Below are 25407 nucleotides of genomic sequence, written 5' to 3' on the forward strand. Positions count from 1 at the left end.
CGCCCAGAGGAGGCCTTTTGCTGATCTTCCTCGGTGCGTTCGCGGTTCTTCCGTTGGTTCTGCCGTGGTTGATCAAGCGGATCGGCGCCCGCGCATTCTTCGTCGCGGCCCTGCTGCCCGTTGCCGCATTCATCGATGCCGCCCGGCGTGGCCCTGAGGTTCTGAGCGGCGGCATTCCGTTCGAGTCATACGCCTGGATCCCTCAGCTCGACATCGCCCTGTCGATGCGGATGGACACACTGGCATGGATCATGACCCTCATCGTGACCGGTGTCGGCGCGCTCGTGATGATCTACTGCCGCTGGTACTTCGACGGCAAGAAGGTGGGCGTCGGGCAGTTCGCCGCCGTGCTGCTGGCCTTCGCCGGTGCCATGTACGGTCTCGTCCTCACCGACGACATCGTCGTGCTGGTGATGTTCTGGGAGATCACCAGTGTTCTGTCGTATCTGCTGATCGGCTTCTACAACGCTCGTGGCGCGAGCCGTCGCGCGGCGCTGCAGGCCCTGCTCGTCACGACCCTCGGTGGTCTCGTGATGTTGATCGGCGTCGTGATGCTGGTCGTCCTCTACGGCACGACGAGCCTCAGCACGATCGTCGCCTCACCGGCGCCCGAGGGGGTCCTCCTCAACATCGCGATCGCGCTGACCCTCGTCGGCGCGCTGAGCAAGTCGGCCATCTTCCCCTTCCACTTCTGGCTGCCCGGCGCGATGGCAGCCCCCACGCCCGTCAGCGCCTACCTGCACGCGGCTGCGATGGTGAAGGCCGGCATCTACCTCATCGCCCGCCTCGCGCCTGCGTTCGCGCACGAAGACCCGTGGCGCCCCATGGTGATCGGCCTCGGCGTGTTCACGATGCTGCTCGGCGGTCTGCAGGCTCTGCGCGAGTCCGACCTCAAGCGCATCCTCGCGTTCGGGACGGTGAGCCAGCTCGGCATGCTGACGGTCGTGCTCGGCTATGGAGAGCGCAACTCCGCCCTCGCGGGACTGGCCCTGCTCGTCGGTCATGCCCTCTTCAAGTCGTCGTTGTTCCTGGTCGTCGGCGTCATCGACCGGCAGCTGTCGACCCGCGACATCCGTGAGCTCTCGGGAGTGGGCCGACAGGCGCCCACCCTCGCGGTCTTCTCGATCATCGCGATCGGCTCGATGGTCGGCGTCGCGCCGACAGTGGGCTTCGTCGCGAAAGAGGCGGCGCTCACGTCGCTGCTCGAGGGCGGCACCGACCCCGTCGCGCTCGCGCCGCTGATCGGCATCGTGCTCGGCTCCCTTCTCACCACGGCCTACGGCGTCCGCTTCGTGTGGGGCGCGTTCTTCACGAAGAAGGATGCCGCCGGCGAGACCCTTCCCCGCACCGAATGGCCCGACCCCCCGATCGGCTTCCTCGCGGCGCCGGTGCTGCTGAGCGGCCTGACGATCGTCGGCGGTGTCGCGGCTCCCTTGCTCGACGCCGCGTTCTCAGGCTACGCCGACACGATGCCCGAGGTGGCGGGCGCCGACGGCTACGACTACCACCTGGCTCTGTGGCACGGTCTCGAGCCCGCCCTGTTCCTGTCGGTCGGCAGCATCCTCGCCGGTCTCGTGCTGTTCTGGTTCGTCGGGCGGCGCGACGGCACGCAGCGTCGCTGGCTCCCCTTCACCGCCGTCGACGCCTACAACGGAACGGTTCGCGCGATCGTGCGGACCTCGGTCTGGACGACGTCGCTCACCCAGCGCGGGTCGCTCCCGGTCTACGTGGGGACGATCTTCGTCGTGTTCGTCGCGGCCGAGGGAACGGCGCTGATCGCGCACGGCGGCTGGCAGGCCGACCTCGCCGCCTGGCACTCGCCGATGCAGGTCTTCGTCGCACCCGTCATGATCATCGCGGGCATCATCGCCGTGCGCGCCCGCAAGCGCTACACCGGCGTCGTGCTCGTGTCGGTGACGGGACTCGGCATGGTCGCGCTCTTCGCGTCGGCGGGCGCACCCGACCTCGCGCTGACGCAGATCCTGGTCGAGACGGTGACGCTCATCGCCTTCGCCCTGGTGCTGCGCCGCATCCCGTCGCGGATGGGCGACCACAACGCCTCGGTCTGGCCGATCGGGCGCGCGCTGCTCGGCATCGGCGTCGGCGCGACGATGGCGCTCGTGGCGATCGTCGCGACCAGCGCGCGGGTCGCCGAGCCGATCTCCACCGCCTTCCCCGAGCTCGCCTACGAGATCGGTCACGGAAAGAACGTCGTCAACGTCACCCTGGTCGATCTGCGCGGGTGGGACACGATGGGCGAGCTGTCGGTGCTGATCCTGGCGGCGACCGGCGTGGCCTCGCTCGTCTTCGTGACGCACCGCTCCGACACGCTCTCGCGCGCGATCTCGTCGCTGCCCACCGGGGCTCTGCGCACCCGCCGTCCGCTCGTCGAGACGTCGGAGGGGCCGCGTCCCCGCGCAGGGTCGGGATCGTCGCGCCAGGCCTGGCTCGTGGGCGGGCAGAAGCTTCGACCCGAGACGCGCTCGATCATGCTCGAGGTGATCGTCCGCATCCTGTTCCACACGATCATCGTCGTCTCGCTGTACCTGCTGTTCGCCGGCCACAACCTGCCCGGCGGCGGGTTCGCCGGTGGACTGGTCGCGGGCATGGCGCTCGTCATGCGATACGTCGCGGGCGGACCGTACGAGCTCGGCGCTGCGGCACCGACGGATGCCGGGCGGCTGCTGGGCGTCGGGATGGCCCTCGCGGTCGGCACCGCGGTCGTGCCGCTCTTCTTCGGCGCACCGGCTCTCACGAGCACATTCTGGGAAGCCGAGCTGCCGGTCCTCGGCCATGTCGAGTTCGTCACCTCGACGATCTTCGACGTCGGTGTGTACCTCGTCGTCATCGGGCTCGTCCTCGACGTGCTCCGCTCGCTGGGCGCTGAAGTCGACCGTCAGCGCAAGGAACGAGAGGAGCTCGCCCGATGAACGTCTCGCTGGTCCTGATCATCATCATGGGCGTGCTCTTCGCCGCCGGCGTGTACGCGATGCTCGAGCGCAGCCTCACCCGCGTGCTGATCGGCTTCCTGCTGCTCGGCAATGCGGCGAACCTGTTCCTCCTCATCGTCATGGGGGCGCCCGGCATCGCCCCGTTCTACGGGTCCGCCGACGACCCCGCCGAGTTCAGCGACCCGCTGCCGCAGGCGCTCACGCTCACCGCGATCGTCATCACCTTCGCCGTGTCGGCGTTCCTGCTCGCCCTGATCTACCGGTCGTGGCAGCTCGGCCAGGCAGACACGGTCGAGGACGACGAGGCCGATCTCGCCGTGCGCGATCGCGTCGCAGAGGACGACGAGGCGATGGAGCAGGAGATCACCGACGAGGACGACGACGCCACGACCGACTTCGTCGGCGACCAGACCTCGCCCATCACCGTGCTGCACTCGCGCGACTTCGACGCGCTGCGCGACGACGCGCCCACCGATCGCCCCGGAGGAGACCGATGAGCGCCCTGGTTCCCCTCCTCGTGACGCTGCCCCTGCTGGGGGCCGCCGTCGCCCTGATCTTCGGCCGCCGCCGCCGCATCCAGGTCGGTGTCTCGATCGTCACCCTCACCGCGACGCTCGTGATCGCCGCAGTGCTCCTGAACGTCATCAACGCCACCGGGGTGCCCATCGCGGTGTCGGTCGGCGGGTGGCCGATTCCGTTCGGCATCGTGCTCTACGTCGACCGGCTGGCCGCGCTGCTGGTGGTCGTCTCGAGCGTCGTTCTGCTCGCGGTGCTGCTCTTCTCGGTCGGGCAGGGTGCCGCCGACGGCGACGACGAGACGCCGGTCTCGATCTTCCACCCGTCGTACCTCATCCTCTCGGCGGGAATCTTCAACGCGTTCATCGCCGGCGACCTGTTCAACCTGTACGTCGGGTTCGAGATCCTGCTCGTCGCCTCGTACGTGCTCATCACCCTCGGTTCGACCGAGTCGCGCATCCGCACGGGCGTCGTCTACATCGTGGTCTCGCTGGTGTCGTCGATCCTGTTCCTGTCGGCGATTGCTGCGATCTACGGCGCGCTGGGCACGGTGAACATGGTGCAGCTGTCGCAGCGGATGACCGAGCTGCCGCAGGAGACGCAGCTCGTCCTGCATCTGATGCTGCTGCTCGCGTTCAGCATCAAGGCCGCCGTCTTCCCGCTGTCGTTCTGGCTGCCCGACTCGTACCCGACCGCCCCCGCTCCGGTCACCGCGGTGTTCGCGGGACTGCTGACGAAGGTCGGCGTCTACGCGATCATCCGCACCGAGACCGAGATCTTCCAGGACAACGACGTCAACACGCTGCTGCTGATCGTCGCCCTCGCGACGATGATCGTCGGGGTGCTGGGTGCGGTCGCGCAGGCCGAGCTCAAACGCATCCTGTCGTTCACCCTCGTGAGCCATATCGGCTACATGATCTTCGGCCTCGCCATCGCGACGCCGGCGGCCGTCGGTGCGACGATCTACTACATCGTCCACCACATCGTCGTGCAGACGACCCTCTTCCTCGCGGTGGGACTCGTCGAGCGCCGAGCGGGGTCGACCTCGATCCTGAAGGTGAAGGGCCTCATGCGGGCCGCCCCTTTGCTGGCGGTGCTCTACTTCATCCCGGCGATCAACCTCGGGGGCCTGCCGCCGTTCTCGGGCTTCATCGGCAAGTACGCCCTCTTCGACGCGGCCGCCGACGAAGGCAGCCCGCTCATGTACGTGCTGATCGTCGCGGGCATCATCACCTCGCTCCTCACCCTCTACGCGCTGATGCGCGCGTGGAACCTCTCGTTCTGGCGCGAGAAGGACGAGGCCGGCGAGGGCGAGAGTGAGACCGACTCGCGCATCGCGTACCTCGGGGATGCGGAGGGTGCCGATGTGCAGACCGAGAAGCGTGTCATCCCGCGCATCATGACCACGGCGACGGCCGGAATGGTCGCTGTCACGGTTGCGCTGACGGTGTTCGCCGGGCCGCTGTACGACCTGTGCGCCGCCATCGGAGAATCTCTCCTGCAGCCGGTCACGATCAGTCAGCTCGAGCAGGAGGTGCAGTGATGATGGGCGAGGCCAAGCGCAGCGCCGCGACGGCACTGTGGCGACAGCTGCCCTTCTTCGTCTGGCTGGTCGCCCTGTGGATGCTGCTGTGGGGTCAGTTCACCGTGCTCGCGGCCCTGACCGGCATCGTGGTGGCACTGTTCGTCACACGTGTGTTCCGGCTGCCCCCGGTCGAGCTGTCGGGGCGGGTGAACCTGTGGTGGGGTGTCGTCTTCTTCCTCGAGTTCCTCCTGTCTCTCGTCAAGGGATCGCTGCTGGTCGCGTGGCAGGTCGTCGACCCGCGGCGGCAGCCGGGCGCTGCGATCATCGCCGTGCCGCTCCGCACCGACGACGACCTGATCATGACGCACGTGGCGGTGACGGCATCCCTCATCCCCGGCTCGCTCATCATCGACATCGACCGCGACCGTCGCATCCTCTACGTGCACGCCATCGGCATCCGCTCGCAGGAGCAGCTCGAGAACCAGCGACGCGAGATCCAGCACTGGGAAGAGCGCATCGTCCGCGCCGTCGGATCGAAGGAGCAGGCTCACCAGCTGTCGGACCTGCGGAGGGAGCGCTCGTGACCTGGCTCATCGTCCTCATCTCGGCCGTGTTCGCCGTGTCGGCCCTGCTGACGCTGTGGCGCATCATCGTGGGCCCGTCGATCCTCGACCGCGCGGTCGCATCGGATGTCCTGCTGACCCTCGTGATCTGCGCACTCGGCGCCGAGATGGCGATCAACCATCACACCCGTACCCTGCCCGTGCTGCTGATCGTCGCCGCGGTCGGCGTGTTCGGTTCGATCTCGATCGCGCGGTTCGTCGCGCGGAAGGACAACACGGACGCATCATGAGCATCACCGACATCATCGCTCTCGTGCTCGTCCTCATCGGGGCGCTCCTCTGCCTCACCGCCGCGATCGGCCTGCTGCGTTTCCGCGACGTGCCGACCCGTCTGCACGCCGCCACGAAGCCGCAGGTTCTCGGCTTCATCCTGATCTGCATCGCCGTCGGAGTCTCGCTGCAGTCGTGGCCGGTCGTCGCCTTCCTCATTCCGGTGGCGCTGATCCAGCTCGCCACCGCGCCGCTGTCGGCGCACATGGTCGGGCGACAGGCGTACCGGAACAAGAAGCTCGACCGCGATTCGCTCTTCGTCGATGAGTTCGCCGACGCCCCGGCGCCGAGCGACACCCGCGACTGACGCCTCCGACCGGGCGCTAGCCCGCGAGCGAGTCGAGGTGGCGCGACAGCACCTGCTCGGCTTCGACAGCGGCGTCCCTCGACGAGGTCCAGACGAGGTGCAGCGCCAGCCCGTCGAGGAGAGCGTGCAGGCGATGCGCTTCGAGGTGCGCGTCGAGGTCGCCTCCGAGCTCTCCCGCTTCGGCGAGGTCCTGGATCACGGCGTCACAGACTCGACGAACGCCGTCGTGCAGTTCGCGGGCGTGGCCCTGTAGGTCGTTATCGGTGAGGGCGAGCCGGCTCAGCTGAAGCTGGACCAGAAGCTCGGTGCGTCGCACATCGTCGAGCGGCAGCAGCTCGCGCATCGCTTGCATCGCGCGCTCGCGGCCGTGGCCTGTGACGGCGAGCAGGCGGGTCGCGACGTCCTGCTGCAGGCGCTCGAAGCAGAACCGGCGCAGTTCGTCCTGCGTCGGGAACGCTCGTCGCAGGGATGCCGTCGCGATTCCGGCCTCGTCGGCCACCCGCCGAACCGACAGCGCCGCCACGCCATCGCGCGCGAGGACACGGAAGGCGGCTGCGGCGATCTCGTCGTTACGGTCGTTGTGGTCGATGAGGCGCGGCATGACCTCATCATCCCGCAGCGGCGGGAGCGCGTTTGGGCCACACGGAGTAGCTGATGGCCCACAGCAGGTCGATGCCCACGATCAGGCCGAGGATCGGGAAGAAGCCGAGCAGCTCCGCGGTGCGCTCGGCGTCGCCGACCAGCAGGATGAGCCCGCCGAGGATCGCCGCCGCGATCGCGGATGCGAGCAGCGTGCGCGGGACGTCCTTCCAGCAGGCGACGGCATACGCGGCGCCGTAGAGAACCGGACGCGGTTCGGCGCCTCGGAAGCGCGTGGCGACCTTCGCGTCCGCCCACGCGATCATGCGGTGGCCGTATGCCACCGAGATGCCGATGTAGAGCGCGGCGAGGCCGTGGTGCCACGACGCCGTTCCGCCCCCCAGCAGGTCGACGGCGACGAGGAGCAGCAGGATCAGGTCGATCAGAGGTGCGGCCAGCAGCAGTGCGGCGCCGAGCTTCGGTCGATTGTAGGCGTAGCGGGCGACGAGGCCCGCGACGATCGCGACCCAGAATCCCACCTCGCAGGCGATGATGGCGGCCAGGATCATGGTCGAGTCCTCTCGAGGGGGGGATGTCGCTATGTTAACACGCGCGTGCTAGCAAAAATCGCGTGACTCGGTGACCCGGAGCGGGCCTGAGTCGTATTGACTGGAGGCATGACGCACGCCCCGCCTGACACCCGGGTCTCCCTTGCGGAGACGGCGCCGGTGGTCGTGGCGACCGTGCACCGGTCATGGGAGAACCCCGCACGGCAAGCCATCGTCGCCGCGTTCGTCGTCGGAGCGGCCATCGCGAGCGCGGCCGTGCCCTGGCTCCCGGTGACGGACCCGACGAGGATGCGGCAGGGAGCCGCTCTCGCGGTCGTGCTGCTGGTCCTGGGCGCTCTGATGGCGCGGTGGCCGGTGCTGCGGCGCGCGGAGCTGCTCATCCCTATCGGCGACTTCGTCGCGATCGGCCTGCTGCGTTTCGGCACGGGCGACACGCAATCCGTGTTCCTCGCGATCGTCGTGCTCCCGGTGATCTGGATCGCCGCCGGGCCCGGGCGCTGGCGCATCCTCGTCCCCCTCGTCGGCGTGTGCGTCACGCTGCTGCTGCCGCTCGTGCTCGCGCCGGGCCAGGCGCTCACCGCGAGCGAGCTCGTCCGGCTGATCATCGCCGTGCTCGTCTACGCGGCAGCGGGCGCCGTCGTCAACGAGCTGTCGCGCCGCTCGCTGCAGAAGCTCACCGCGTCGCAGTGGCACCGGCGTCTGGCCGAGGCCGAGGTGTCGCAGGCCGCGGTCGTGCAACGGTCGTTGCAGCCGGTCGACGGCTCGGACCTCCCGCCGCGCTTCCGCGTCGCCGGGGTCTGCGTGCCGGCCCGGACGGTCGGCGGTGATTTCTACGACTGGTACGCCACGCCCGACGGCGGCACGGCCTTCACTCTCGGCGACGTCATGGGCAAGGGCGTCGGCCCCGGGATGATCGCCGCCGCGGTCCGCACGGTCATCCGCAGCAACGTCGACGATCCCGACCCCGCCGCAGCTCTGCGCCGCGCCGCCGTCGGCCTGAACACGGGACCCACCGACACGATCGGCACCCAGTTCACGACGTGCTTCCATGCGCGGATCAGCCCGGATGGGATGCTGCGCTGGGTCGATGCCGGGCATGGCCTCACGATCGTCCGCAGCGCCGGCGGCACGAGCGTCTTCCTCCGTTCAGGTCAGCTCCCTATCGGTGTCGGCACCGGATGGAGTAGCGATGAGGTCGCGCTGCGGCCCGGCGACAGCGTCATCAGCGTCAGCGATGGCGTCCTCGACCTCTTCGGCGGGTCTTTGGACTCGATCGACCGCTACCGCGACTTCGTCACCGGTCGGGACGACATCGACGTCGTGGTCAGCGAGCTCGCCGCCCGTGCCTCACAGAGCGAGCAGGAGGATGACGTCACGGTGATCGCGGTCACCTGGGGTGCGGCCTGAGGCCGCCACCGATGCTCAGAACGCGCGGTTGCGCACCAGCTCGAGCGCGGCCTCCTCGTACCAGCTGCCCGCCGCGGGCCCGCCGTTGCAGGTTCCGTCACTCTCTCCGGGTCGCTTGATCCAGAGCAGGGCGTCGAGCCCGGAGCCGTCCGTGCCGACGCTCGGCGGCGTCCCGAGACCGACTCCGGTGGGGTTGCACCACGTGCCCTGCCATCCGCGGCCGTTGCGCGACGTGTCGATGACGTACCGCGGGGCCCCGCCCAGAAGCGCACGCAGACGCTCCGCGTACCGTTGCTCGTCGGCGGTCGGCGAGAAGTTCGACACGTTGGTGGAGAACCCTCGGCCATCGAGCACCCCGGCGTCGCGCAACCGCTGGGCCATCGTCTCGGGCGGCACCCAGTTCGCGTTCCCCGCGTCGATGTAGGCCGCGACGCCGGCGGCAGTGAGGGCGCGGACCGCGTCGCGGATCAGCGTCGTCCGGGGACCCTGGCCTGCGCAGTCACCGAGCATCGGCAGCGCGTCGGGTTCGACGATCACGGCAGCGGCCGTCCCGCGCAGCGTCTGCGCGATGAGCTGCGCCCAGCCCGCATAGCGCTCGACCGTGAGGCCGCCTTGGGAGTAGGCGGCACAGTCCCGAGCCGGGATCGCGTACATGACGAACGTCGCCACCTTGTTCTGCGCGGCCGCCGCGGCGGTCTCCGCCCGGAGCACCTGCACAAGCTCGGCATCGCTGTACCACTCACCGAGCCAGGTCGCGGTGGGTCTGCTCGCGATCACGTCGAAGGCGTCGGCCACCGCCGTGCGCCCTTGAGCCCGCGCGTCCGCCGCGGCCCGGGCCGCGGCCGAATCGGTGGGCAGCGCCGCCCCGCGCGCGAGCGGGTTCGGGCCGGCGGCAGGCGTGACCGCTGGTTCCGCGGCCCGATGAGCCTCGGTGTGAGCGCTCGCGGGCGCCGCATGCGCGACTCCGTCGGCGACCGCGAGAGCGAACACCGCGGCGAGTGCCGATGGGATCCGTGGAACGCTGCGCATGATCGACCCTCCTTTCGACGGTGCCCCGAGAGTACCGGGATGAGGTGCGTTCGTCAGCGGCCTTGCGCGACCTCCGCTCGGATGATGTCGGCCTTACGGTGCGCCGGGTCCTCGCTCCCGCCGGTCAGCCTCTCGCCCGATCACGCCCGCCCGGTCCACGGGTCACGGATGACGTGAGGCCGAGGGGTCTCCGAAGTGCGTGCGGATGTGCTCGCTGATGGCGCGTCGGCCCGCGTCCTGGTCGCCTGCGATCAGGGCGTCGAGCAGTACGCGGTGCTGCGCACCCACGGCGTGAGGATCGGCGTAGTACGAGGCATCGCGGCGGAAGTAGGCGCGGACGCGAGGCTGGATCGTCCGCCAGATCTGCAGGCAGTGCTGTTGCCCCGAGAGGACGACGATGGCCTCGTGGAATCGGGCGTCCTCGTCGGCGAGCCTTCCCAGGTCGCCGGCGCCCGCCGCGTCGTCCATGCTCGCGACGATGGCGGCCAGCGCTGCGGCATCCTCGTCCGTGCACACCTCCATCGCCTTCGCGAAGGCGAAGCGCTCGAGGGCCAGGCGAACGGGCACGAGGACGTTCTCGATCTCATCCTGTGACACCCCGAGCACCTCGGTGCCGCGATAGGGGTAGGAGACGACGAGCCCCTCCTGTTCGAGCTGCCGCAGCGCCTCGCGGATGGGTGCGCGGCTGGTGCCGAGCTGACTCGCGAGCTCGAGCTCGGTGAGCCGATGACCGGGTTCGAGATCTCCCGACGTGATGGCTTCCCGCAGCACCTCGGCCACCTGCTCGCGACGCGAAGCGGTGGGGATCGGCGGAAGGGATGGGGTGGGCACCAGGCAACGGTAGCAATTACGATGGTTGTCGACAATCGACAACCATCACGTCAGTGGTGAGAGAGGCGAACCCATGAAGATCACGGAGATCAAGACGTGTGGACTCCGCGGAGCGACCCCGGAGGGCGGATGGACGCATGAGCACGGTCCCGACGACGTCATCCACACCCTGATCGCCATTCACACCGACGAGGGCGTGATCGGTGTCGGCAGCTGCTACTCGAGCGAGTCTCTCGTGCGGGCGGCTCTCGAACTCCTCTCGCCGCTCCTGGTCGGCGCGGACCCCCGCGAGCCGGAGCGGGTGAGTCAGACCCTGAACGCGCACACATTCTGGATGGGGAGAGGCGGCGCGGTCGCGCACGCGATCAGCGGCATCGACATCGCCCTGTGGGACATCCTGGGTCAGGTGGCAGGGCTGCCGGTCGGGAAGCTGCTGGGCGGCGTCTACCGATCGCGGGTGCGTCCTTACGCGTCGTTGCTGGTAGACGACCCGGCTCCGCTGCGCGACAAGCTGCACGAGATCGCCGCCGGCGGGTTCACCGCGTTCAAGATCGGCTGGGGCGGGTTCGGGCGTCGTGACAGCCGATACGACGAGGATGTCGTCGCCGCGGCGCGCGACGCGATCGGGGCGGATGCCCTGCTCGCCGTTGACGCGGGTGGCTCGGACGGATTCTGGGCGGGACGCTCGGCATGGGCGATCCGCACCTCGGCGATGCTCGCCGACCACGATGTCGCGTGGTTCGAGGAAGCACTCGCGCCCGACGATATCGAAGGGTACAGCGCTCTCCGCGCGCGATCCGGCGTGCCGATCGCCGGCGGGGAGGTTCTCACGCGGCGGCAGGACTTCGCGCGATGCCTGCGGGCCGGAGCGTTCGACATCGTGCAGCCCGACACGACGAAGAGCGGCGGGCTCAGCGAATCGCGCCGCGTCGCTTGGCTGGCGGAGGAGTTCGGCGTGCAGCTCATCCCGCACGGGTGGAACACAGCGGTCGGGCTGAGCGCGGATCTGCATCTCGCGTCCGCCGTCGCCGGCACCGACCTCGTGGAGTATCGCACGGGCTCCGCCTACATCGACGGGCTGCTGGAGGCGCCTCCCCAGCTCGACGCCGATGGCATGCTCACGGTGCCCGACGCCCCCGGCCTCGGCATCCGGCTCTCGCAGGAATCCCTCGATCGGTGGGGCACGCGACCCGATCTGCTGCGGCCGAGCGCGGGCCGGTGAGCCGCGGGTCACGTTGCCGGTGCGTCAGGTTGTCGGGGCGTCGAGGATGATCGCGCGCATCCCGGCGCTCGTCGCTCCACGCGCGCCGACGGCGCTGTCCTCGATCGCGAGACAGCGCGCAGGCGGCACCGCGACGAGGGATGCCGCGCGGCGGTAGAGGTCGGGATACGGCTTCGGGCGGTCGCGCGGCGTCCATCCCACCAGCGGCACCCCCGTCAGCAGGGGGAGCGCGCAGGAGACGGTGTACTGCAGCCGCTCCTGCGCGCTGTTGCTGACGACGGCGATCGGGACCCTCGCGTCGATGAGGTCGCGGGCGAGGGCGTAGATCGGATCGATGGGCTGCAGGCTCTCATCGAACGCCGATCGCAGGCGGCGCCAGTACTCGCGATACACGACCTCCGTCGGAGGCAGCGAGGGATTCGTCGGCCGGAGCGTGGCGAGGCGCTGCTCGAAGCTCAGCCCGTCCGTAGCCGCACCCGGAGCCGGGCTCAGGGCGAGCTCGTCTGCGAGGGCGCGCCACACGCGGTCGCAGATCGGCTCGGAGTCGACGAGGGTGCCGTCGCAGTCGAAAAGCACCGCATCGACCTTCTGCCGACAGACGCGATCGAGCACGGACGCGGCCACGTCGTCGATGCCCGTCCCATCTGAGGTCAGGCGCCCACGCGCGGTTTCAGTGCGGGCCTTGGCCATGCCACCACTCCTTCGAAGAAATGTCGATTGTCGACATTCTACCGAGGCGGCCGGAGCTCACCCGATGAGGCTCGGCTGCAGGTCGCGCAGGGTGCGTCCGTGCGTCATCCGGGCCACGCCGATCGCGGCGAGCACCAGTGCGCCCACCATCCACGTGAACAGCACCGCGAGGTCGAGGCTCACCCGACTGAGGTCGCCGCCGTACATCCACTGCCGCATGCCGTCGACGACGTAACCCATCGGCAGAACGTGGTGCAGGGCCGCGAGAGGTGCCGGCAGGGTCTGCCAGGGGAACGTGCCGCCCGCCGTGACGAGCTGGAGCACCATCAGCACGAGACCGATGAACTGTCCCACCGACCCCAACCACACGTTGAGCGCGAGGATGATCGCGGCGTAGGTGAACGACGCGGTGATGAGCATCCCCAGGGTCCCCACGGGGCTCGAGAAGTTGAACCCGAGCGCGATCGACAGCACGCCGAAGAGGACGATCATGCCGATGCCGCCGAGCATCGCGGGAGTCAGCCACCCCGCGAGGGTCACGCGCAGCGGCGACCGCAGCGCGGTCACGGCTCGGCGCGACACCGGCTTGACGATGAGGAACAGCGCGTAGATGCCGATCCACCCGGCGAGGGCCGCGAAGAAGGGGGCCAAGCCCGCGCCGTAGTCACCGGCCTTCGCGATGTTCCCGGAATCGACCGCGACCGGGTCGGCGATCGTCTGCGCCTGCTGGTCGCGCAGCTCGGGCGACGAATCGGGCAGCTGGGCGACACCCGAGCTCAACCCGTCGCGCAGTGTCACGAGCCCGCCGTCGAGGGTGCCGAGTCCCGTCGCGAGTTGACGTGCGCCATCGTCGAGCTGAGCCGCACCGGTCGCGGCCTCGTCGGTCGCGGCGGCGAGCTGACCGGCGCCCGACGAGACGGATGCCGCGCCGTCGGCCGCCTGCGCTGCTCCACTCGCGAGCTGCGCCGCGCCCGAGCTCACCTGCGCGGCGCCTGCGGCCAGCCGGTCGATCTGACCGGTGGCCTCGTCGACGCGCGTCACGCCCGACTGCAGGCGCTCGCCGATCGGATCGAGGCGGGCGAGGACCTCCGCGATCTGCGCCTGGTCGAGCCCGCGGTCTGCGAGCAGCGCGGCGATATCGGTGCGTACCTGCGGAAGCTGACCCGCTGCGTCGTCGACGACCGACCGCACGCGGTCGGCGTAGCCGGCGAGCTCGGCGGTGCCGTCCGAAACTTGAGCCGCGCCGGAAGCCAGGTCGGATGAGCCCTGTGCCAGCGTGCGCGTGCCGTCGGCGAGTTGCGACGCGCCTCCGGCGAGCTGGTTGGCTCCGTCGCGCAGCTGCACCGCGCCGGCCGAGAGCTGGCCCGTGCCGTCGGCGAGCTGGTTGGCCCCGTCGAGGGCCTGACCTGCGCCGTCGACGAGCTGGTTCGCGCCATCGGTGGCGTTCTGCAGCTGCACGCGGATGTCGGCGATGCCGGTGAGCAGGCGCGATGCGGCCTCACGGCCGACGAGTTCGGCGACCGACGAGCGGATGCGTTCGACCGCCTGCGAGCCGATAGACGACGCGAGGTAGTTGTTCGCGTCGTTGGTGGCGAGCACCAGCGTCGCCTGTCGGGGCTCGTCGCCCGCCGCGCTCGTGAGGGCGAGCGAGAAGTCCTCGGGAAGCGTCACGGAGAAGTCGACCTCGCCGGTGCGCAGTGCCTCCTGCGCCTCGGCGGCATCCATCTGCTTCCAGCCGAAGTCTTTGCCCTCGACGAGCTTGTCGGCGACCTCCGACCCGTAGTTGACCGTGCCGTCGCCGTCGCTCGCCGGAGCACCGGAGTCGAGATCGACGAGGGCGACCGGGATGTCGGCGAACTTCCCGTACGGGTCTTGATTGGCCCAGAGGTACAGGCCGCCGTACAGGACGGGGACGAGCATGAGCGCGATCAGGGCGACCACCGACATCCGGGTGGCCGTCAGGCGTCGCAGCTCCGCGCTGATCAGGGCGGGGATCTTCATCGGGAGGCCTTCGGACGGGTGCCGCGCAGTCGGATGCCGCTGGGCACCAGACGCCGATGCGGCGCGAGGGGATCGGTTTCCGTGAGGAGGGTCGCAGCGGCCTGCCCGGCGATCACGAGCACGGCCTGCCCGCGGCCCGCGAACTCGCGGGCGAGCGTCCACCAGGCGTGGGGATCGCCGCCGTGGCGGTCGGGTGAGACGAGCACGATGCCCTCGACTCCCGGGCGCAGGACCGCGAGCTCGAGCAGCATCCGGATGCGGTCGGTCGCCGGCACATCGCCGATGGGGACACGCGAGTACGAGCGGAGGTCGTGCTCGTCGAGCCACCGCCGCGCCGAGATCGGGTCGGCGAGGCGGCCGGCGAACATCAGCTCCTCGCTGACGACGCCGACCGTGGAGATGTTCGGGGGCGGGTCGCTGACGTCGGGCGCGTCGATCAGCGCGGTCTTGTGTCGCAGGGTGCGCGACGCACGGGCGCCGTCGAGAAGCACGGTGCCGCCGTCGGGGCGCATCCGCCCGCTCGCGATCAGGCCCAGAACGGTCGGACGCTGCTCGGTCTCGGCGATCGCGAGCGTCGCGCGTCCGGTGCGGAACGTCAGGCTCGTGGGCGGCAGGGCCAGGTCTTTCCGGCCCTTGGCCACCTCGCGCAGTTCGACGCGCATCAGGATGCCGCTCCCACGACGTCCGAGTGGGCGTCGATGAGGGCGGCGGCGTCGCGCCACGAGAGCCCGGCGATCGAGAGCACCGCCCTGACGACGAGCGAATGCGCCTCGGGCGACGATGCGTCGAGGCGGACGATGACCGTTCGGGCGGTCTCCTCGATGAGGCGGGCGAGGGTCGGGGCGGCGACATCCGTGCGGAGGGTGCCCTCGTCCTGCCCACGACGCACCAGATTCATCAGCGCGCGGCGGAGCGGGGCGAGCGCGGCAGCGGAGTCTTCCACGTGCCGCTCGTCGAGGGCGACGGCCGCGGCGACCTGCACGTGCGACGCCTCGCCCCAGAGCCGACCCGTCAAGCGGGCGAGCGCGACAGGCACGGACTCGGTGTCGAGTCGCAGCCCCGGGTCGGTCGCGATCGCGTTGAAGCGCTGCGCCCCCGACGCGACGAGCTCGCGCACGAGCGCGTCGCGATCGTCGAAATGGCCGTAGAGCGCGCGACGGCTGAGGCCGGCGGCCCGGGCGATCGCGTCGACGGAAGCGCTCGGGTCGAGCGCCAGCGTGCGCGCGGCGGCGGAAAGGAGCCCGGCGCGATTCGCGGCGGCATCCTTCCGCGGACGACGAGGGGAGACGGTGTCGGTCACCCGTCGATGATACGAACTTGCACACACATGTGCAAGTAACGCTGCGTTGGCGCGGTCAGGTCAGTCGGCGCCGAAGTCGAACGAGGCGGACTCGCCTGCGGCATCCACCCGGTCGGCCAGATCCTGATCGGTCTGCTCGACGTTGCCGGTGATCTCGGCCGCGCCGCCGCGCTCGAGGTCGCCCACGAGCTCGGCCGTCGGGCCGCCGATGAGGCCGATGCCGGCGTAGTGCTCGAGCCGCGAGCGCGAGTCGGCGATGTCGAGGTTGCGCATCGTGAGCTGGCCGATGCGGTCGGTCGGGCCGAAGGCCGAGTCGCCGACGCGCTCCATCGAGAGCTTCTCGGGCGAGTACGACAGGTGGCGGCTCTCGGTGTTGAGAATCGTGTAGTCCTCGCCACGGCGCAGGCGCAGCGTGACGGTGCCGCTGATCGCGGAGCCGACCCAGCGCTGGATCGACTCGCGCAGCATGAACGACTGCGGCTCGAGCCAGCGGCCCTCGTACATGAGGCGCCCGAGGCGGCGACCCTGCTCGTGGTAAGTGGCGAGGGTGTCTTCGTTCAGGATGCCGTTGACCAGCCGCTCGTACGCGATGAACAGCAGGGCCATGCCCGGCGCCTCGTAGATGCCGCGGCTCTTCGCCTCGATGATGCGGTTCTCGATCTGGTCGCTCATGCCGAGGCCGTGGCGGCCGCCGATCGCGTTCGCTTCCATCACGAGCTCGACGATGTCGGAGTACTCGACGCCGTTGACGGCGACGGGACGTCCGGCTTCGAAGGTGACCGAGACGTCCTCGGTCTCGATCTCGACGGCCGGGTCCCAGAAGCGCACACCCATGATCGGCTCGACGATCTCGAGCGAGACGTCGAGGTGCTCGAGGGTCTTGGCCTCGTGAGTGGCGCCCCAGATGTTGGCGTCGGTCGAATAGGCCTTCTCGACCGAATCGCGGTACGGGAAGCCGTGCGCGACGAGCCATTCGCTCATCTCGGTGCGGCCGCCCAGCTCGGTGACGAAGTCGGCGTCGAGCCACGGCTTGTAGATGCGCAGCGCCGGGTTGGCGAGCAAGCCGTAGCGGTAGAACCGCTCGATGTCGTTGCCCTTGTACGTGGAGCCGTCGCCCCAGATGTCGACGCCGTCCTCCTTCATGGCGCGCACGAGCATCGTGCCGGTTACGGCACGGCCGATCGGCGTCGTGTTGAAGTAGGTGCGACCGCCCGAACGGATGTGGAACGCGCCGCAGGCGAGGGCGACGAGGCCCTCCTCGACCATCATCGGCTTGCAGTCGATCAGACGCGAGCCCTCGGCGCCGTACTGCAGCGCGCGGCCGGGGATCGACGCGATGTCGTCCTCGTCGTACTGACCGAGGTCGCCGGTGTAGGTGAAGGGGACGGCGCCCTTGTCACGCATCCACGCGACCGCGACGGAGGTGTCGAGACCCCCCGAGAAGGCGATGCCGACGCGCTCGCCGACGGGCAGGGACTGGAGGACCTTCGACATGGGGACAATCCTACTGAGCGGGGGCGTGCCCGTTGTGCCCCGGGCGGGGCGGGGGGAGGACGGACGTGCGCGAACTCCTCAGATCCGGCGGGATCGGCCGCGGTTGGGCCGGGCGGCCGGATCTGAGGAGTTGCTGCAGGCGTCAGTCCTTCGTGACGGGGACGACGAGGCCGCCCCAGGTCTCGTTCTCGAAGTCTGCGGTCTCGGATGAGGTCAGCAGCTCGTACAGCGCGACGATCCGGGGGTCGTCCTTCAGGTCGGGACGCGTGGCCAGCACGTTGTAGTACGGGCTGCCCTCGCCCTCGGTGAGGATCGCCTGGTCGGCGGTGAGGCCCGCGGGAAGCGCGAAGCTGATCGTGACGAACGCCGCATCGACGTCCGGCACGGCCTGCGGCAGCGTCGCGTTCTCGATCTCCTGGAACTGGAAGTCGCGCGGGTTGTCGGTGATGCCGGTCAGGTCGACGACGTCGTCGGAGACCTCGATCAGACCCTCCTGCGCGAGCAGCTTGAGCGCACGGCCCTCGTTCGTCGGGTCGTTGGGGATCGCGATGGTCGCCCCGTCCTCCAGGTCGTCGAGGCTGTCGACCTTGCTGGAGTAGAACGCGGCCGAAGGCAGGTAGGCCTCGCCGACGCTGATGAGGTCGGAGCCGGTGTTGGTGTTGAAGTTCTCGAGGAACGTCGAGTTCTGGAACAGGTTCGCGTCGATCGAACCGTCGACGAGCGCGGTGTTGGGCGTGTTGTAGTCGGTGAACGGGACGAACTCGATCGTCAGCCCCAGCTCCGCGGCGCCGTTCTCGGCGATGTGGTTGAGGATGTCGCCGGCGGGCGTCTGCAGCGCGCCGACCTTGAGCGTGCCGAGGCTGTCGCCGTCGGCGCCGCCCGACTCGGATGCCGGCGAGCCGGCGCAGCCGGCCAGCAGCAGGGCGGCTGAGGCGACGGCGGCGATGAGGAGGGGGGTGCGGGCGGTGCGGGCCGTGCGGGACATGGAGGGTTCCTCTCGGGATGACTGCGGAGCTGGCGGTGCGGGCGGAGCTGGCGGTGCGGGGCGAAGCGGGTGGGCGCGTCAGGCGGTGCTGCGGGCGTCGGCCCGCTGCATCCGCGCGCTCGGGGCGGCGGTGCGGGAGCGGGGTGAGCGGCGCGCGAGACGGCGGGCGCCCCAGCTCGCGAGGCCCTGCAGCACCATGACGATCGCGAAGATCACGACGATGACGCTGACGATGTGGATCCAGCTGTACTGCTGGTAGCCGTAGCGGATGGCGACATCGCCGAGACCGCCGCCGGCGACGGTGCCCACCATCGCCGAGAAATTGATGATCGACGTGACGGTCGTCGACAGGCCGAGCAGCATCGCGGGCGCGGCCTCGGGCAGCAGCACCTTCGTCACGAGCTGCCAGCGGCTCGCCCCCAGCGATGCGGCTACCTCGAGGAGGCCGTCATCCACTTCCTTGATCGCGATCTCGACCATGCGGGCGAAGAACGGGATGGCCACGACCGACAAGGGCACGATCGCAGCGGTCGGTCCGATGAAGGTGCCGACGAGGAGGCGGGTGAAGGGGATCAGCGCGACCATCAGGATGATGAACGGCACCGATCGGCCGAGGTTGACGATGAAGTCGAGCACGCGGTTGACGACGATGCCGACCCGTCGTGAGCCGAACGGGGTCGCGAGGAAGCGTCCCTGCTCGGTGCCGACGAGCACGACGCCGAGCGGCAGGCCGATGACGATCGTCGCGAGCAGGGCGACGCCCACCATGTAGAGCGTCTGGCCGGTGGCGACCAGCAGCAGATTGAGCAGTTGCTCGTTCACGCGGCATCCCCTCCCTGCAGGACGTCGACGATGAGACCCTGGCCGTGCAGGTCGGCGATGACGGCGGATGCCGCGGCCGCGGGCACCTCGAGCCGGGTGCGGCCGGCCTGCGTGCCGGCGATCTGCTCGACGAGCGCGCCGAGGAGGGACACGTCGACGTCGTGATCGCGGGCGATCCTCGCGATCACGGGACGATCCGCGGTGCCGCCGGCGAAGGTGATGTCGATGACCGTCGCGCTCGGGTCGGCTCCGGCGGGGATCGGACCGAGCGGGAAGAGCTGCGAGGTGAGCCGTGAGCCGGGCGTGCGGATGACGTCGGTCAGGCGACCGCTCTCGACGATGCGCCCGTGCTCGAGGAGGGCTGCCGAATCGCACGTCGACTTCACGACATCCATCTCGTGGGTGATGAGGAGCACGGTCAGTCCGAGCTCCGCGTTGATACGGCGGTAGAGGTCGAGGATCGACGTCGTCGTCTCGGGGTCGAGGGCGCTCGTCGCCTCGTCGGAGAGCAGCACGCTCGGGCCGCTCGCGAGGGCGCGGGCGATGCCGACGCGCTGCTGCTGCCCGCCCGACAGCTCGTGCACGGCGGCATCGCCGCGGTGGCCCAGGCCGACGAGATCGAGCATCTCCTGCGCGCGGTCGCGCCGCCGGGCCCGGGGGCTGCCGTCGAGCTCGAGGGCGAGCTCGACGTTGCCGCGCACCGACCGGCTGCCGAGGAGGTTGAAGCGCTGGAACACCATGCCGATCCGGCGGCGTGCCGTGCGCAGGCTGTTCGGGTCGAGGGCGGTCAGATCGACCCCATCGACGACCACCCGGCCTGTATCCGGGCGCTCGATGAGGTTGACCATGCGGGCGAGCGTGCTCTTTCCCGCGCCGGACTGGCCGACGATGCCGTAGATCTCCCCGGAGGGGATCTGCAGTGAGACGTCGTCGACGGCGGTCAAGCCGCCGTAGCTCTTCGATACGTGCTCGAGCGCGATCACGGTCGGGCCTTTCGGAGGTCAGCGCCGTCGGGTCGCCGGCGTCACCCCCGAGTTTCGCGTTCGCGCGCAGCTCGACGAATTCTCGTTACCCCAGATGTCGTCGACGGTTGCGGTCGCGCGGACGTGGGCTGCCGCCCGAGAACGTACCGTCGCCGCGAGCGCGCACCCTGAACGGTACGTTTTCGCGGGAAGGGTGCGTTCTCGGGGCCGCGCCGCCACACGCGGGCACCGGCCGGACGGTCGGATGCCGCGGACGTTCGGTCGGGCGCCGAGCCGGAGGAGCGAGGAGCATCGGAAGCATGACCTCGACCACACCCATCCCGCTGACCCACGAGAACGCCGCGCCCATGAGATATGGCGGCCTCATCGTCGTCATGCTCATGGGCTTCCTCGTGGTCACCGCGGAGTTCCTCCCCAACGGCGTGCTCACCGAGATGGCCGCGGGCCTCGGGGTGACGCCCGGGCAGGCGGGTCAGACGGTGACGGTCACCGCGCTCGCCGGGCTCATCGTGGCCCCGACGGTCGGCCTCGTCTTCCCGCGCATGGATCGACGGACTCTGCTCGTGTGGGCCGCGGCGGCGGCATCCGTGTCGAGCATCGTCGTCGCGCTCTCACCGCACCTCATTACGATCCTCGTCGCACGCTTCTTCCTCGGCGCCTCGATCAGCGCCTTCTGGTCGATGTCGATCACGGTCGCCGCCCGCCTCGCGGGCCCAGACCGCATCGGTCGGGCGATGATGTTCACCTCCGCTGGAGTGTCGCTCGCGACCGTGGCCGGTGTGCCGCTCGGCGTGCTCCTGAGCGAGGCCCTCGACTGGCGCATCGCGTTCGCCGTCGTGGGGGTGGCGACGGCTGCCGTCGCGTTGGCCGTGCGCCTCACCCTGCCTGCCGTGCCGGCCGCGGCGACGTCCAGTCTGCGGCTGCTCGTCGACTCGCTCCGGCGCACCGGTGTCGCAGCGGGCATGATCGGCCATGTCCTGGTGGTGCTGGGACACTTCCTGGCGTACACCTACATCCGGCTGGCGCTGGAGCGGGTTCCGGATGTCGGCGCCGAGACGATCGTGCTGCTGCTGGCGGTGTTCGGCGCGGGCGGGCTCATCGGGAACCTCGCGATCGGGTTGCTCGTCGACCGAGCGTTCCGCGTGCTCGCCGTGACGGCGCCCGTCGTCATCGCCGCCGCGATCGCTCTCCTGGTGCTGCTGCCCGGGTCGATTCCGGTCGTCATCGCCGCCGTGTTCGCGTGGGGGTTCTTCTTCGCGTCGTGGCTCATCATCGTGAACACGTGGGCGGGTCACCGGATGCCCGACCGGCTCGAGGCCGGCGGCAGCCTCACCGTGACCGGCTTCCAGCTCGCGATCATGCTCGCGGCCGGCCTCGGCGGGCTGCTGGTCGATCTCGCCGGTGTCGTCGCCGTCGATATCGTGGCCCTGTCGCTGCTCACGGTCGGCGCGGTGCTGTTCGGCTGGGTCGTCCGGACCCACGAGGCCGACCGGATGCGGCACGCCTGACGAGGCTCCCTCGGCGAGGTGCCGCGCCGGGGGCGGCGTGGTCGTCAGCGCAACGCCGCCGCCGACGCCCGGGCGCGCCACAGCGAGGGCGCCATCCCGGTGTGGCGGCGGAAAGCGCGGCTGAAGCCTTCGTCCGAGCCGTAGCCCAGGGCGCGTGAGGTATCCGAGACGGACGCACCCGACTCGAGCATGTCCTTGGCGTGCTGCATCCGGATCTCGGCGACGTAGCCCGCGGGAGAGCGTCCGTAAGCGCGCCGGAACCGTGCGGCGAACACTGTCCGCGACATGGCGCTGAGGCTCGCGAGCTGGTCGATGGTCCAGTCGTGACCGGGGTCGGCGGCGACGGCCTCGGCGGCGCGGCTGAGGAACGGGTCGACTGTCGGTGCGGGCCAGACCGAGGCGCCGGCGGTGTGCGCCGCCCACGCCCGGATGGCCGAGAGCAGCACGGTCTTGACCATCATCCGGCAGATCACCGCGTCGCCGGATCGCGCCGAGGTGGTACCCGCGCCGAGGTGGCTGACGAGTGCGGCCGCCGCAGGCTCGAGTGCGACGAAACCGTCGACGAAGACGAACGGAGGCAGCGGCGTCACGGCAGCGAGCGAGACGTCGGCCGGGACGACGGTGAGTTGCGCGCCCGACTGCGAGGTCAGTGAGATCGGACGACATCCGAGGCTCACGAAGGCGTCGCCGGCGAGGAGCGTGCGCGCCCCGGAAGCGGCGGCGGCATCGCCCGAGAGCCCGGCGACCGTGCAGCTCGTGCCGGATGCGGGATCCCCGGTGATCTCGCCCGATCGCACATAGACCAGCGTGGCTTCGCCGGTGCCGAGGTGCAGCGACCCGTCGGGGGCGAGGTGCGTTCGGCGGGCCGTGCCCGGACGGATCTCGAGGGATGCCAGGGCCTGCTCGAGCGCGATCACGCTTCCGACAACGCCATCCCCCGCGGCCCCATTCCGCCGCGCGTCCCCGGGCGCCCCCGCGCGCTCGCGCGCGAGAACGCACCGCCGCCGCGAGCACGCACCCGGCGCGGTGCGCTCTCGCCGAGAGGGTGCGTCCTCGCCCCGCCGCCGCCGCCGCCCGCCTCGGGCTCAGCCGAGCGTGACGCCGGTGATCGTGACCGGAGTCGCGGGCGCGCCGTCGGCAGCGCCGCCCTCGGCACCGGCCGCGGCCACCTCGCGCACGACGGCGAGGCCCGCCTCGTCGAGCGTGCCGAAGACGGTGTACTTGGCGGGCAGCGGGGTGTCCTCGTACACGAGGAAGAACTGCGAGCCGTTCGTGTTCGGCCCGGCGTTGGCCATCGCGACCGTTCCGGCCGGGTAGGTCTCGCTGCCGTCGAGCTCGTCGGCGTAGTTGTATCCGGGGCCACCGCGGCCGGTTCCCGACGGGTCGCCGCACTGCAGCACGAAGATACCCGAGGTGGTGAGGCGGTGGCAGGGCGAGTCGTTGTAGTACCCCTGCTCGGCGAGCGACACGAAGCTGCCCACCGTGCAGGGCGTGCGCTCGGCATCCAGGGTCATGGGGATGTCGCCGGCCGACGTCTGCAGGACGGCCGACACCTGACCCGTCACCTCCGACTCGGCGGGCGGGAGCTGCACGTCGCGCACGCCGCCAGCAGCCTCGACGTAGGCGCAGGCGCCCTCCGGGACGGTCTCGGCGGTCGGCATCGTGTCGGGCTCGGCTGGCGTGGGCGACGATGCGCATCCGGCGAGAGCGAGAGCCGACAGGACGAGGAGGGCGGAACCGAGGCGAGCGCGCATGATCAGAGCCTACGGTCTCGGATGCCGCCTGCCGGGCACCGGAATCGACGCGATTCGGTAGCGGGAGCGAGGCCCGGATGCCGGAGCTGGCCAGCACGCGCTGCGAGTGGCACGATCGGACCGTGATGCTCGCGTCGCGGGCCGCGGAAGGGGTGGCGATGGGTGACAACACGGCGGGCGGTGCCGGGTTCTCCGACGAGGAGAAGGCCGCGATGAAGCAGCGGGCCGAGGAGCTGCGTTCGACGAAGGGGCTGAAGGGCGCCGCGAAGCTCGCGAAGGAGCTCGAGGCGTGCATGGAGGCGATCGACGCGCTCGCGGGGATCGACGGCGAGGTCGCCCGCATGGTCCACCGGATCGTCTCGGAGGAGGCATCCGACCTCGACCCGAAGACGTTCTACGGATTCCCCGCCTATGCGCGCGCCGGCAAGGTCGTCATCTTCGTGCAGCCCAAGTCGAAGTTCGACACCCGCTATCCGACGCTGAACTTCGACGAGACGGCCTCGCTCGATGACGGGGCGATGTGGCCGACGTCGTTCGCGATCGTCGAGGTCACTCCCGAGGTCGAGCGTCGCGTGCGGGATCTGGTTCGCGCTGCGATCGACTGAGCTCCGATCGACTGAGCCCCGGGGTCGGCGAGAGCGGGATCGCCCGCGGTTCTCGCGTCGCCGCGATCGCGATGACCGTCAGCAGAGCGGGCACGGCGAGGCCGAGCAACGATCCCGCGGCTACGTCATGCAGATAGTGGGCGCCTTCGAACAGCCGCCCCGAAAAGACGATGAGCGCCGCGGCAACGGCCATCCACGTCGCCCACGCCCGGCGCGCGGCGACAGCGATGACCCAGACCGCCCCCATCGCGAGCACGGCGTGGTTCGAGGGGAAGGCGTAGTCCGTGGGGTCGCAGACGGTCAGCGCGGTCCAGCGGGTGCACGGGCGGGCCTGCATGAGCGCCACCTTGACCATCTCGCTGGTGGCGTAGGCGATCACCACTCCGCCGGCCGCGGCGATCGAGATGATGCGGCGTCGCGAGCCGCCCCGCAGTGCGACCGCCAGTGATACGACCGTGCCGACGGCGAGGAGCGCCAGGAAGCCGTCCGAGAGGTAGGCGGTCGCCGGCAGCGCGAGTCCGACGGTCATCGCCTCGCGCGTCACCAGGACGCTGAGGCTCGCGCCCCACCAGGGAATGATCAGCGCGGCTGCCGCGACCAGGGCGACAGCGGACACAGGCAGTATCGAGGAACGGGGTACGGCGGTGCTCACCTCAGCCACGCTAGGAAACGCCGCGTCGCGCGGCATCCGCTTTCAGGCGGTCTCGCATCCTCCCCGAGGTGTATTCCTCGCTCAGGAGAGCAGCGCCTCCGCTCGCAGGGTGAGCGCGATCGCGACGAGCGTCGACAGCAGTCCGGAGGCCAGCAGCAGACCCGGATGCGCGAGCCCGATCACGATCTGGCGCGTACGCGGCGCATCGGCGAGGAAGTGCTCGGGGATGCGGTGGCGCGTGGGCACCGCTGACCAGCCCCGCAATCGCACGAGGTAGCCCGCATAGCGGATGATCAGCACGCAGTACAGCAGGACGGTCACCGGCGGAACGATGCGCGCGAAGAGGTCGGCTGCGGTGAGCCAGGCCGTCTCGATGTTCGTGCCGCTCTCGTCGGCGAGCTGAACGGCGATCGCGCCGCCGATCACGACCGAGCCCAACCAGAACACGAAAGCGCTGAAGAGAGCGAGGAAGCGTGCGAAGAAGTGGGTCAGGATCGACGGTTCGTACTCCAGGTGCGATCTCGGGGTCTGCGACAGCACGATGAGCGTCGCTACCAGCGGCGGAAGCGCCGCGGTGAGGGTGAGGGTCGCGCGCAGCCAGTGCGGTCCGCCGAGGAGGTCGCACACGATGAGCAGGACCACCACGGCCATCATCCACACCAGGCCGAGCGCTGTCGGGTGCGAGGTCACGAACGAGGGATGATGCTCCTCCAGCCGGGCCCCGGCTCGCTCGACGAGGCGCCGCCCCCGATCATTCGTCGTCACGGGTGGATGCTATCGCCGG

The 25407-nt window shown here is 70.1% G+C and carries 26 protein-coding genes; 10 read left to right on the forward strand and 16 right to left on the reverse strand.

Translation table 11 applies throughout. The features are described 5' to 3' along the window. Window positions 1-17 precede the first annotated feature (17 nt). From QUC20_RS00290 to mnhG, 6 genes are read left to right on the forward strand one after another with little or no spacing between them, the layout of a single operon-like run. Window positions 18-2930: a Na+/H+ antiporter subunit A gene (locus tag QUC20_RS00290; protein ID WP_289330558.1), complete on the forward strand. Its 2913-nt coding sequence runs from the start codon at window positions 18-20 to the stop codon at window positions 2928-2930. Then, window positions 2927-3448, forward strand: a complete 522-nt coding sequence (locus QUC20_RS00295) for a Na(+)/H(+) antiporter subunit C (protein WP_120263884.1) — start codon at window positions 2927-2929, stop codon at window positions 3446-3448. Before QUC20_RS00290 ends, QUC20_RS00295 begins: the two co-directional genes overlap by 4 nt. Then, window positions 3445-5010, forward strand: a complete 1566-nt coding sequence (locus QUC20_RS00300; protein ID WP_120263883.1) for a Na+/H+ antiporter subunit D — start codon at window positions 3445-3447, stop codon at window positions 5008-5010. The genes QUC20_RS00295 and QUC20_RS00300 overlap by 4 nt, the downstream gene beginning before the upstream one ends. 2 nt (window positions 5011-5012) lie before the next feature. After that, complete coding sequence (locus QUC20_RS00305; RefSeq protein ID WP_434543673.1) at window positions 5013-5576, forward strand: Na+/H+ antiporter subunit E; 564 nt, start codon at window positions 5013-5015, stop codon at window positions 5574-5576. Next, window positions 5573-5845, forward strand: a complete 273-nt coding sequence (locus tag QUC20_RS00310) for an MrpF/PhaF family protein (protein WP_112615609.1) — start codon at window positions 5573-5575, stop codon at window positions 5843-5845. The genes QUC20_RS00305 and QUC20_RS00310 overlap by 4 nt, the downstream gene beginning before the upstream one ends. Next, entirely contained in the window at window positions 5842-6192 is a 351-nt protein-coding gene (gene mnhG, locus QUC20_RS00315) for a monovalent cation/H(+) antiporter subunit G (protein ID WP_120263881.1), read from the forward strand. Before QUC20_RS00310 ends, mnhG begins: the two co-directional genes overlap by 4 nt. Window positions 6193-6208: 16 nt before the next feature. Here mnhG and QUC20_RS00320 read toward each other — a convergent pair whose 3' ends face one another. Together QUC20_RS00320 and QUC20_RS00325 are read right to left on the reverse strand one after the other, a co-directional pair. Continuing rightward, a complete protein-coding gene (locus QUC20_RS00320) occupies window positions 6209-6793 on the reverse strand; it encodes a TetR/AcrR family transcriptional regulator (protein WP_289330559.1) in 585 nt (194 codons plus the stop codon). Between the two features lie 7 nt (window positions 6794-6800). Continuing rightward, window positions 6801-7340, reverse strand: a complete 540-nt coding sequence (locus QUC20_RS00325) for a hypothetical protein (RefSeq protein WP_289330560.1) — start codon at window positions 7338-7340, stop codon at window positions 6801-6803. 108 nt (window positions 7341-7448) lie between these two features. Between QUC20_RS00325 and QUC20_RS00330 the strand changes: the two genes are divergently transcribed. After that, on the forward strand, window positions 7449-8747 hold the full coding sequence (locus QUC20_RS00330; protein WP_289330561.1) for a PP2C family protein-serine/threonine phosphatase: 1299 nt from the start codon (window positions 7449-7451) through the stop codon (window positions 8745-8747). A 15-nt stretch (window positions 8748-8762) separates the two neighbouring features. Here QUC20_RS00330 and QUC20_RS00335 read toward each other — a convergent pair whose 3' ends face one another. Next, window positions 8763-9776, reverse strand: a complete 1014-nt coding sequence (locus QUC20_RS00335) for a glycoside hydrolase family 6 protein (RefSeq protein ID WP_289330562.1) — start codon at window positions 9774-9776, stop codon at window positions 8763-8765. A gap of 162 nt (window positions 9777-9938) precedes the next feature. Next, window positions 9939-10607 (reverse strand): GntR family transcriptional regulator, encoded by a 669-nt coding sequence (locus QUC20_RS00340; RefSeq protein WP_289330563.1) that lies wholly within the window; start codon window positions 10605-10607, stop codon window positions 9939-9941. A 73-nt stretch (window positions 10608-10680) separates the two neighbouring features. Here QUC20_RS00340 and QUC20_RS00345 point away from each other — a divergent pair, with 73 nt between their 5' ends. Next, on the forward strand, window positions 10681-11829 hold the full coding sequence (locus QUC20_RS00345) for a mandelate racemase/muconate lactonizing enzyme family protein (RefSeq protein WP_289330564.1): 1149 nt from the start codon (window positions 10681-10683) through the stop codon (window positions 11827-11829). 24 nt (window positions 11830-11853) lie between these two features. Here QUC20_RS00345 and QUC20_RS00350 read toward each other — a convergent pair whose 3' ends face one another. The 8 genes from QUC20_RS00350 to QUC20_RS00385 all read right to left on the reverse strand — a co-directional run bounded on the left by QUC20_RS00350 (window position 11854) and on the right by QUC20_RS00385 (window position 20104). Beyond that, window positions 11854-12519, reverse strand: a complete 666-nt coding sequence (locus QUC20_RS00350; RefSeq protein WP_289330565.1) for an HAD family hydrolase — start codon at window positions 12517-12519, stop codon at window positions 11854-11856. A gap of 57 nt (window positions 12520-12576) precedes the next feature. Beyond that, window positions 12577-14520 (reverse strand): YhgE/Pip domain-containing protein, encoded by a 1944-nt coding sequence (locus tag QUC20_RS00355; protein WP_289330566.1) that lies wholly within the window; start codon window positions 14518-14520, stop codon window positions 12577-12579. Next, window positions 14517-15182: a hypothetical protein gene (locus tag QUC20_RS00360; protein ID WP_289330567.1), complete on the reverse strand. Its 666-nt coding sequence runs from the start codon at window positions 15180-15182 to the stop codon at window positions 14517-14519. Before QUC20_RS00360 ends, QUC20_RS00355 begins: the two co-directional genes overlap by 4 nt. Continuing rightward, a complete protein-coding gene (locus QUC20_RS00365) occupies window positions 15182-15820 on the reverse strand; it encodes a TetR/AcrR family transcriptional regulator (RefSeq protein WP_120263870.1) in 639 nt (212 codons plus the stop codon). The genes QUC20_RS00360 and QUC20_RS00365 overlap by 1 nt, the downstream gene beginning before the upstream one ends. Window positions 15821-15880: 60 nt before the next feature. After that, window positions 15881-17314 carry an argininosuccinate synthase gene (argG, locus tag QUC20_RS00370; protein WP_289330568.1) on the reverse strand — a complete coding sequence of 478 codons (1434 nt, stop codon included), beginning with the start codon at window positions 17312-17314 and terminating at the stop codon, window positions 15881-15883. A gap of 142 nt (window positions 17315-17456) precedes the next feature. Next, a complete protein-coding gene (locus QUC20_RS00375) occupies window positions 17457-18299 on the reverse strand; it encodes a MetQ/NlpA family ABC transporter substrate-binding protein (protein WP_289330569.1) in 843 nt (280 codons plus the stop codon). Between the two features lie 78 nt (window positions 18300-18377). Continuing rightward, a complete protein-coding gene (locus QUC20_RS00380; RefSeq protein ID WP_289330570.1) occupies window positions 18378-19121 on the reverse strand; it encodes a methionine ABC transporter permease in 744 nt (247 codons plus the stop codon). Beyond that, window positions 19118-20104, reverse strand: coding sequence for a methionine ABC transporter ATP-binding protein (locus QUC20_RS00385; RefSeq protein ID WP_289330571.1), 987 nt, complete (start codon window positions 20102-20104; stop codon window positions 19118-19120). The genes QUC20_RS00380 and QUC20_RS00385 overlap by 4 nt, the downstream gene beginning before the upstream one ends. Before the next feature lie 299 nt (window positions 20105-20403). Between QUC20_RS00385 and QUC20_RS00390 the strand changes: the two genes are divergently transcribed. Next, window positions 20404-21612, forward strand: a complete 1209-nt coding sequence (locus tag QUC20_RS00390; protein ID WP_289330572.1) for an MFS transporter — start codon at window positions 20404-20406, stop codon at window positions 21610-21612. A 44-nt stretch (window positions 21613-21656) separates the two neighbouring features. Here the strand turns inward: QUC20_RS00390 and QUC20_RS00395 are convergent, their stop codons facing one another. After that, window positions 21657-22529 carry a helix-turn-helix transcriptional regulator gene (locus QUC20_RS00395; RefSeq protein ID WP_289330573.1) on the reverse strand — a complete coding sequence of 291 codons (873 nt, stop codon included), beginning with the start codon at window positions 22527-22529 and terminating at the stop codon, window positions 21657-21659. A 168-nt stretch (window positions 22530-22697) separates the two neighbouring features. Next, window positions 22698-23366, reverse strand: coding sequence for a peptidylprolyl isomerase (locus tag QUC20_RS00400; protein WP_120263864.1), 669 nt, complete (start codon window positions 23364-23366; stop codon window positions 22698-22700). A gap of 158 nt (window positions 23367-23524) precedes the next feature. Between QUC20_RS00400 and QUC20_RS00405 the strand changes: the two genes are divergently transcribed. Next, entirely contained in the window at window positions 23525-23971 is a 447-nt protein-coding gene (locus QUC20_RS00405; protein WP_120264470.1) for a hypothetical protein, read from the forward strand. Here QUC20_RS00405 and QUC20_RS00410 read toward each other — a convergent pair. Then, on the reverse strand, window positions 23916-24623 hold the full coding sequence (locus tag QUC20_RS00410; protein ID WP_289330574.1) for a phosphatase PAP2 family protein: 708 nt from the start codon (window positions 24621-24623) through the stop codon (window positions 23916-23918). The two genes, QUC20_RS00405 and QUC20_RS00410, sit on opposite strands and share 56 nt — an antisense overlap. Window positions 24624-24704: 81 nt before the next feature. Continuing rightward, window positions 24705-25388: a hypothetical protein gene (locus QUC20_RS00415; protein ID WP_289330575.1), complete on the reverse strand. Its 684-nt coding sequence runs from the start codon at window positions 25386-25388 to the stop codon at window positions 24705-24707. Window positions 25389-25407: the final 19 nt, after the last annotated feature.

This window comes from Microbacterium arborescens, from assembly GCF_030369635.1.
Lineage (GTDB): Bacteria > Actinomycetota > Actinomycetes > Actinomycetales > Microbacteriaceae > Microbacterium.

Excerpts from the sequence above, each read along its gene's own strand:
- QUC20_RS00295 (WP_120263884.1), top strand. The coding sequence starts at position 2,927 with ATGAACGTCTCGCTGGTCCTGATCATCATCATGGGCGTGCTCTTCGCC.
- QUC20_RS00300 (WP_120263883.1), top strand. The coding sequence starts at position 3,445 with ATGAGCGCCCTGGTTCCCCTCCTCGTGACGCTGCCCCTGCTGGGGGCC.
- QUC20_RS00305 (WP_434543673.1), top strand. The coding sequence starts at position 5,013 with ATGGGCGAGGCCAAGCGCAGCGCCGCGACGGCACTGTGGCGACAGCTG.
- mnhG (WP_120263881.1), top strand. The coding sequence starts at position 5,842 with ATGAGCATCACCGACATCATCGCTCTCGTGCTCGTCCTCATCGGGGCG.
- QUC20_RS00320 (WP_289330559.1), bottom strand. The coding sequence starts at position 6,793 with ATGCCGCGCCTCATCGACCACAACGACCGTAACGACGAGATCGCCGCA.
- QUC20_RS00325 (WP_289330560.1), bottom strand. The coding sequence starts at position 7,340 with ATGATCCTGGCCGCCATCATCGCCTGCGAGGTGGGATTCTGGGTCGCG.
- QUC20_RS00330 (WP_289330561.1), top strand. The coding sequence starts at position 7,449 with ATGACGCACGCCCCGCCTGACACCCGGGTCTCCCTTGCGGAGACGGCG.
- QUC20_RS00335 (WP_289330562.1), bottom strand. The coding sequence starts at position 9,776 with ATGCGCAGCGTTCCACGGATCCCATCGGCACTCGCCGCGGTGTTCGCT.
- QUC20_RS00345 (WP_289330564.1), top strand. The coding sequence starts at position 10,681 with ATGAAGATCACGGAGATCAAGACGTGTGGACTCCGCGGAGCGACCCCG.
- QUC20_RS00350 (WP_289330565.1), bottom strand. The coding sequence starts at position 12,519 with ATGGCCAAGGCCCGCACTGAAACCGCGCGTGGGCGCCTGACCTCAGAT.
- QUC20_RS00355 (WP_289330566.1), bottom strand. The coding sequence starts at position 14,520 with ATGAAGATCCCCGCCCTGATCAGCGCGGAGCTGCGACGCCTGACGGCC.
- QUC20_RS00360 (WP_289330567.1), bottom strand. The coding sequence starts at position 15,182 with ATGCGCGTCGAACTGCGCGAGGTGGCCAAGGGCCGGAAAGACCTGGCC.
- argG (WP_289330568.1), bottom strand. The coding sequence starts at position 17,314 with ATGTCGAAGGTCCTCCAGTCCCTGCCCGTCGGCGAGCGCGTCGGCATC.
- QUC20_RS00375 (WP_289330569.1), bottom strand. The coding sequence starts at position 18,299 with ATGTCCCGCACGGCCCGCACCGCCCGCACCCCCCTCCTCATCGCCGCC.
- QUC20_RS00390 (WP_289330572.1), top strand. The coding sequence starts at position 20,404 with ATGACCTCGACCACACCCATCCCGCTGACCCACGAGAACGCCGCGCCC.
- QUC20_RS00400 (WP_120263864.1), bottom strand. The coding sequence starts at position 23,366 with ATGCGCGCTCGCCTCGGTTCCGCCCTCCTCGTCCTGTCGGCTCTCGCT.
- QUC20_RS00405 (WP_120264470.1), top strand. The coding sequence starts at position 23,525 with ATGGGTGACAACACGGCGGGCGGTGCCGGGTTCTCCGACGAGGAGAAG.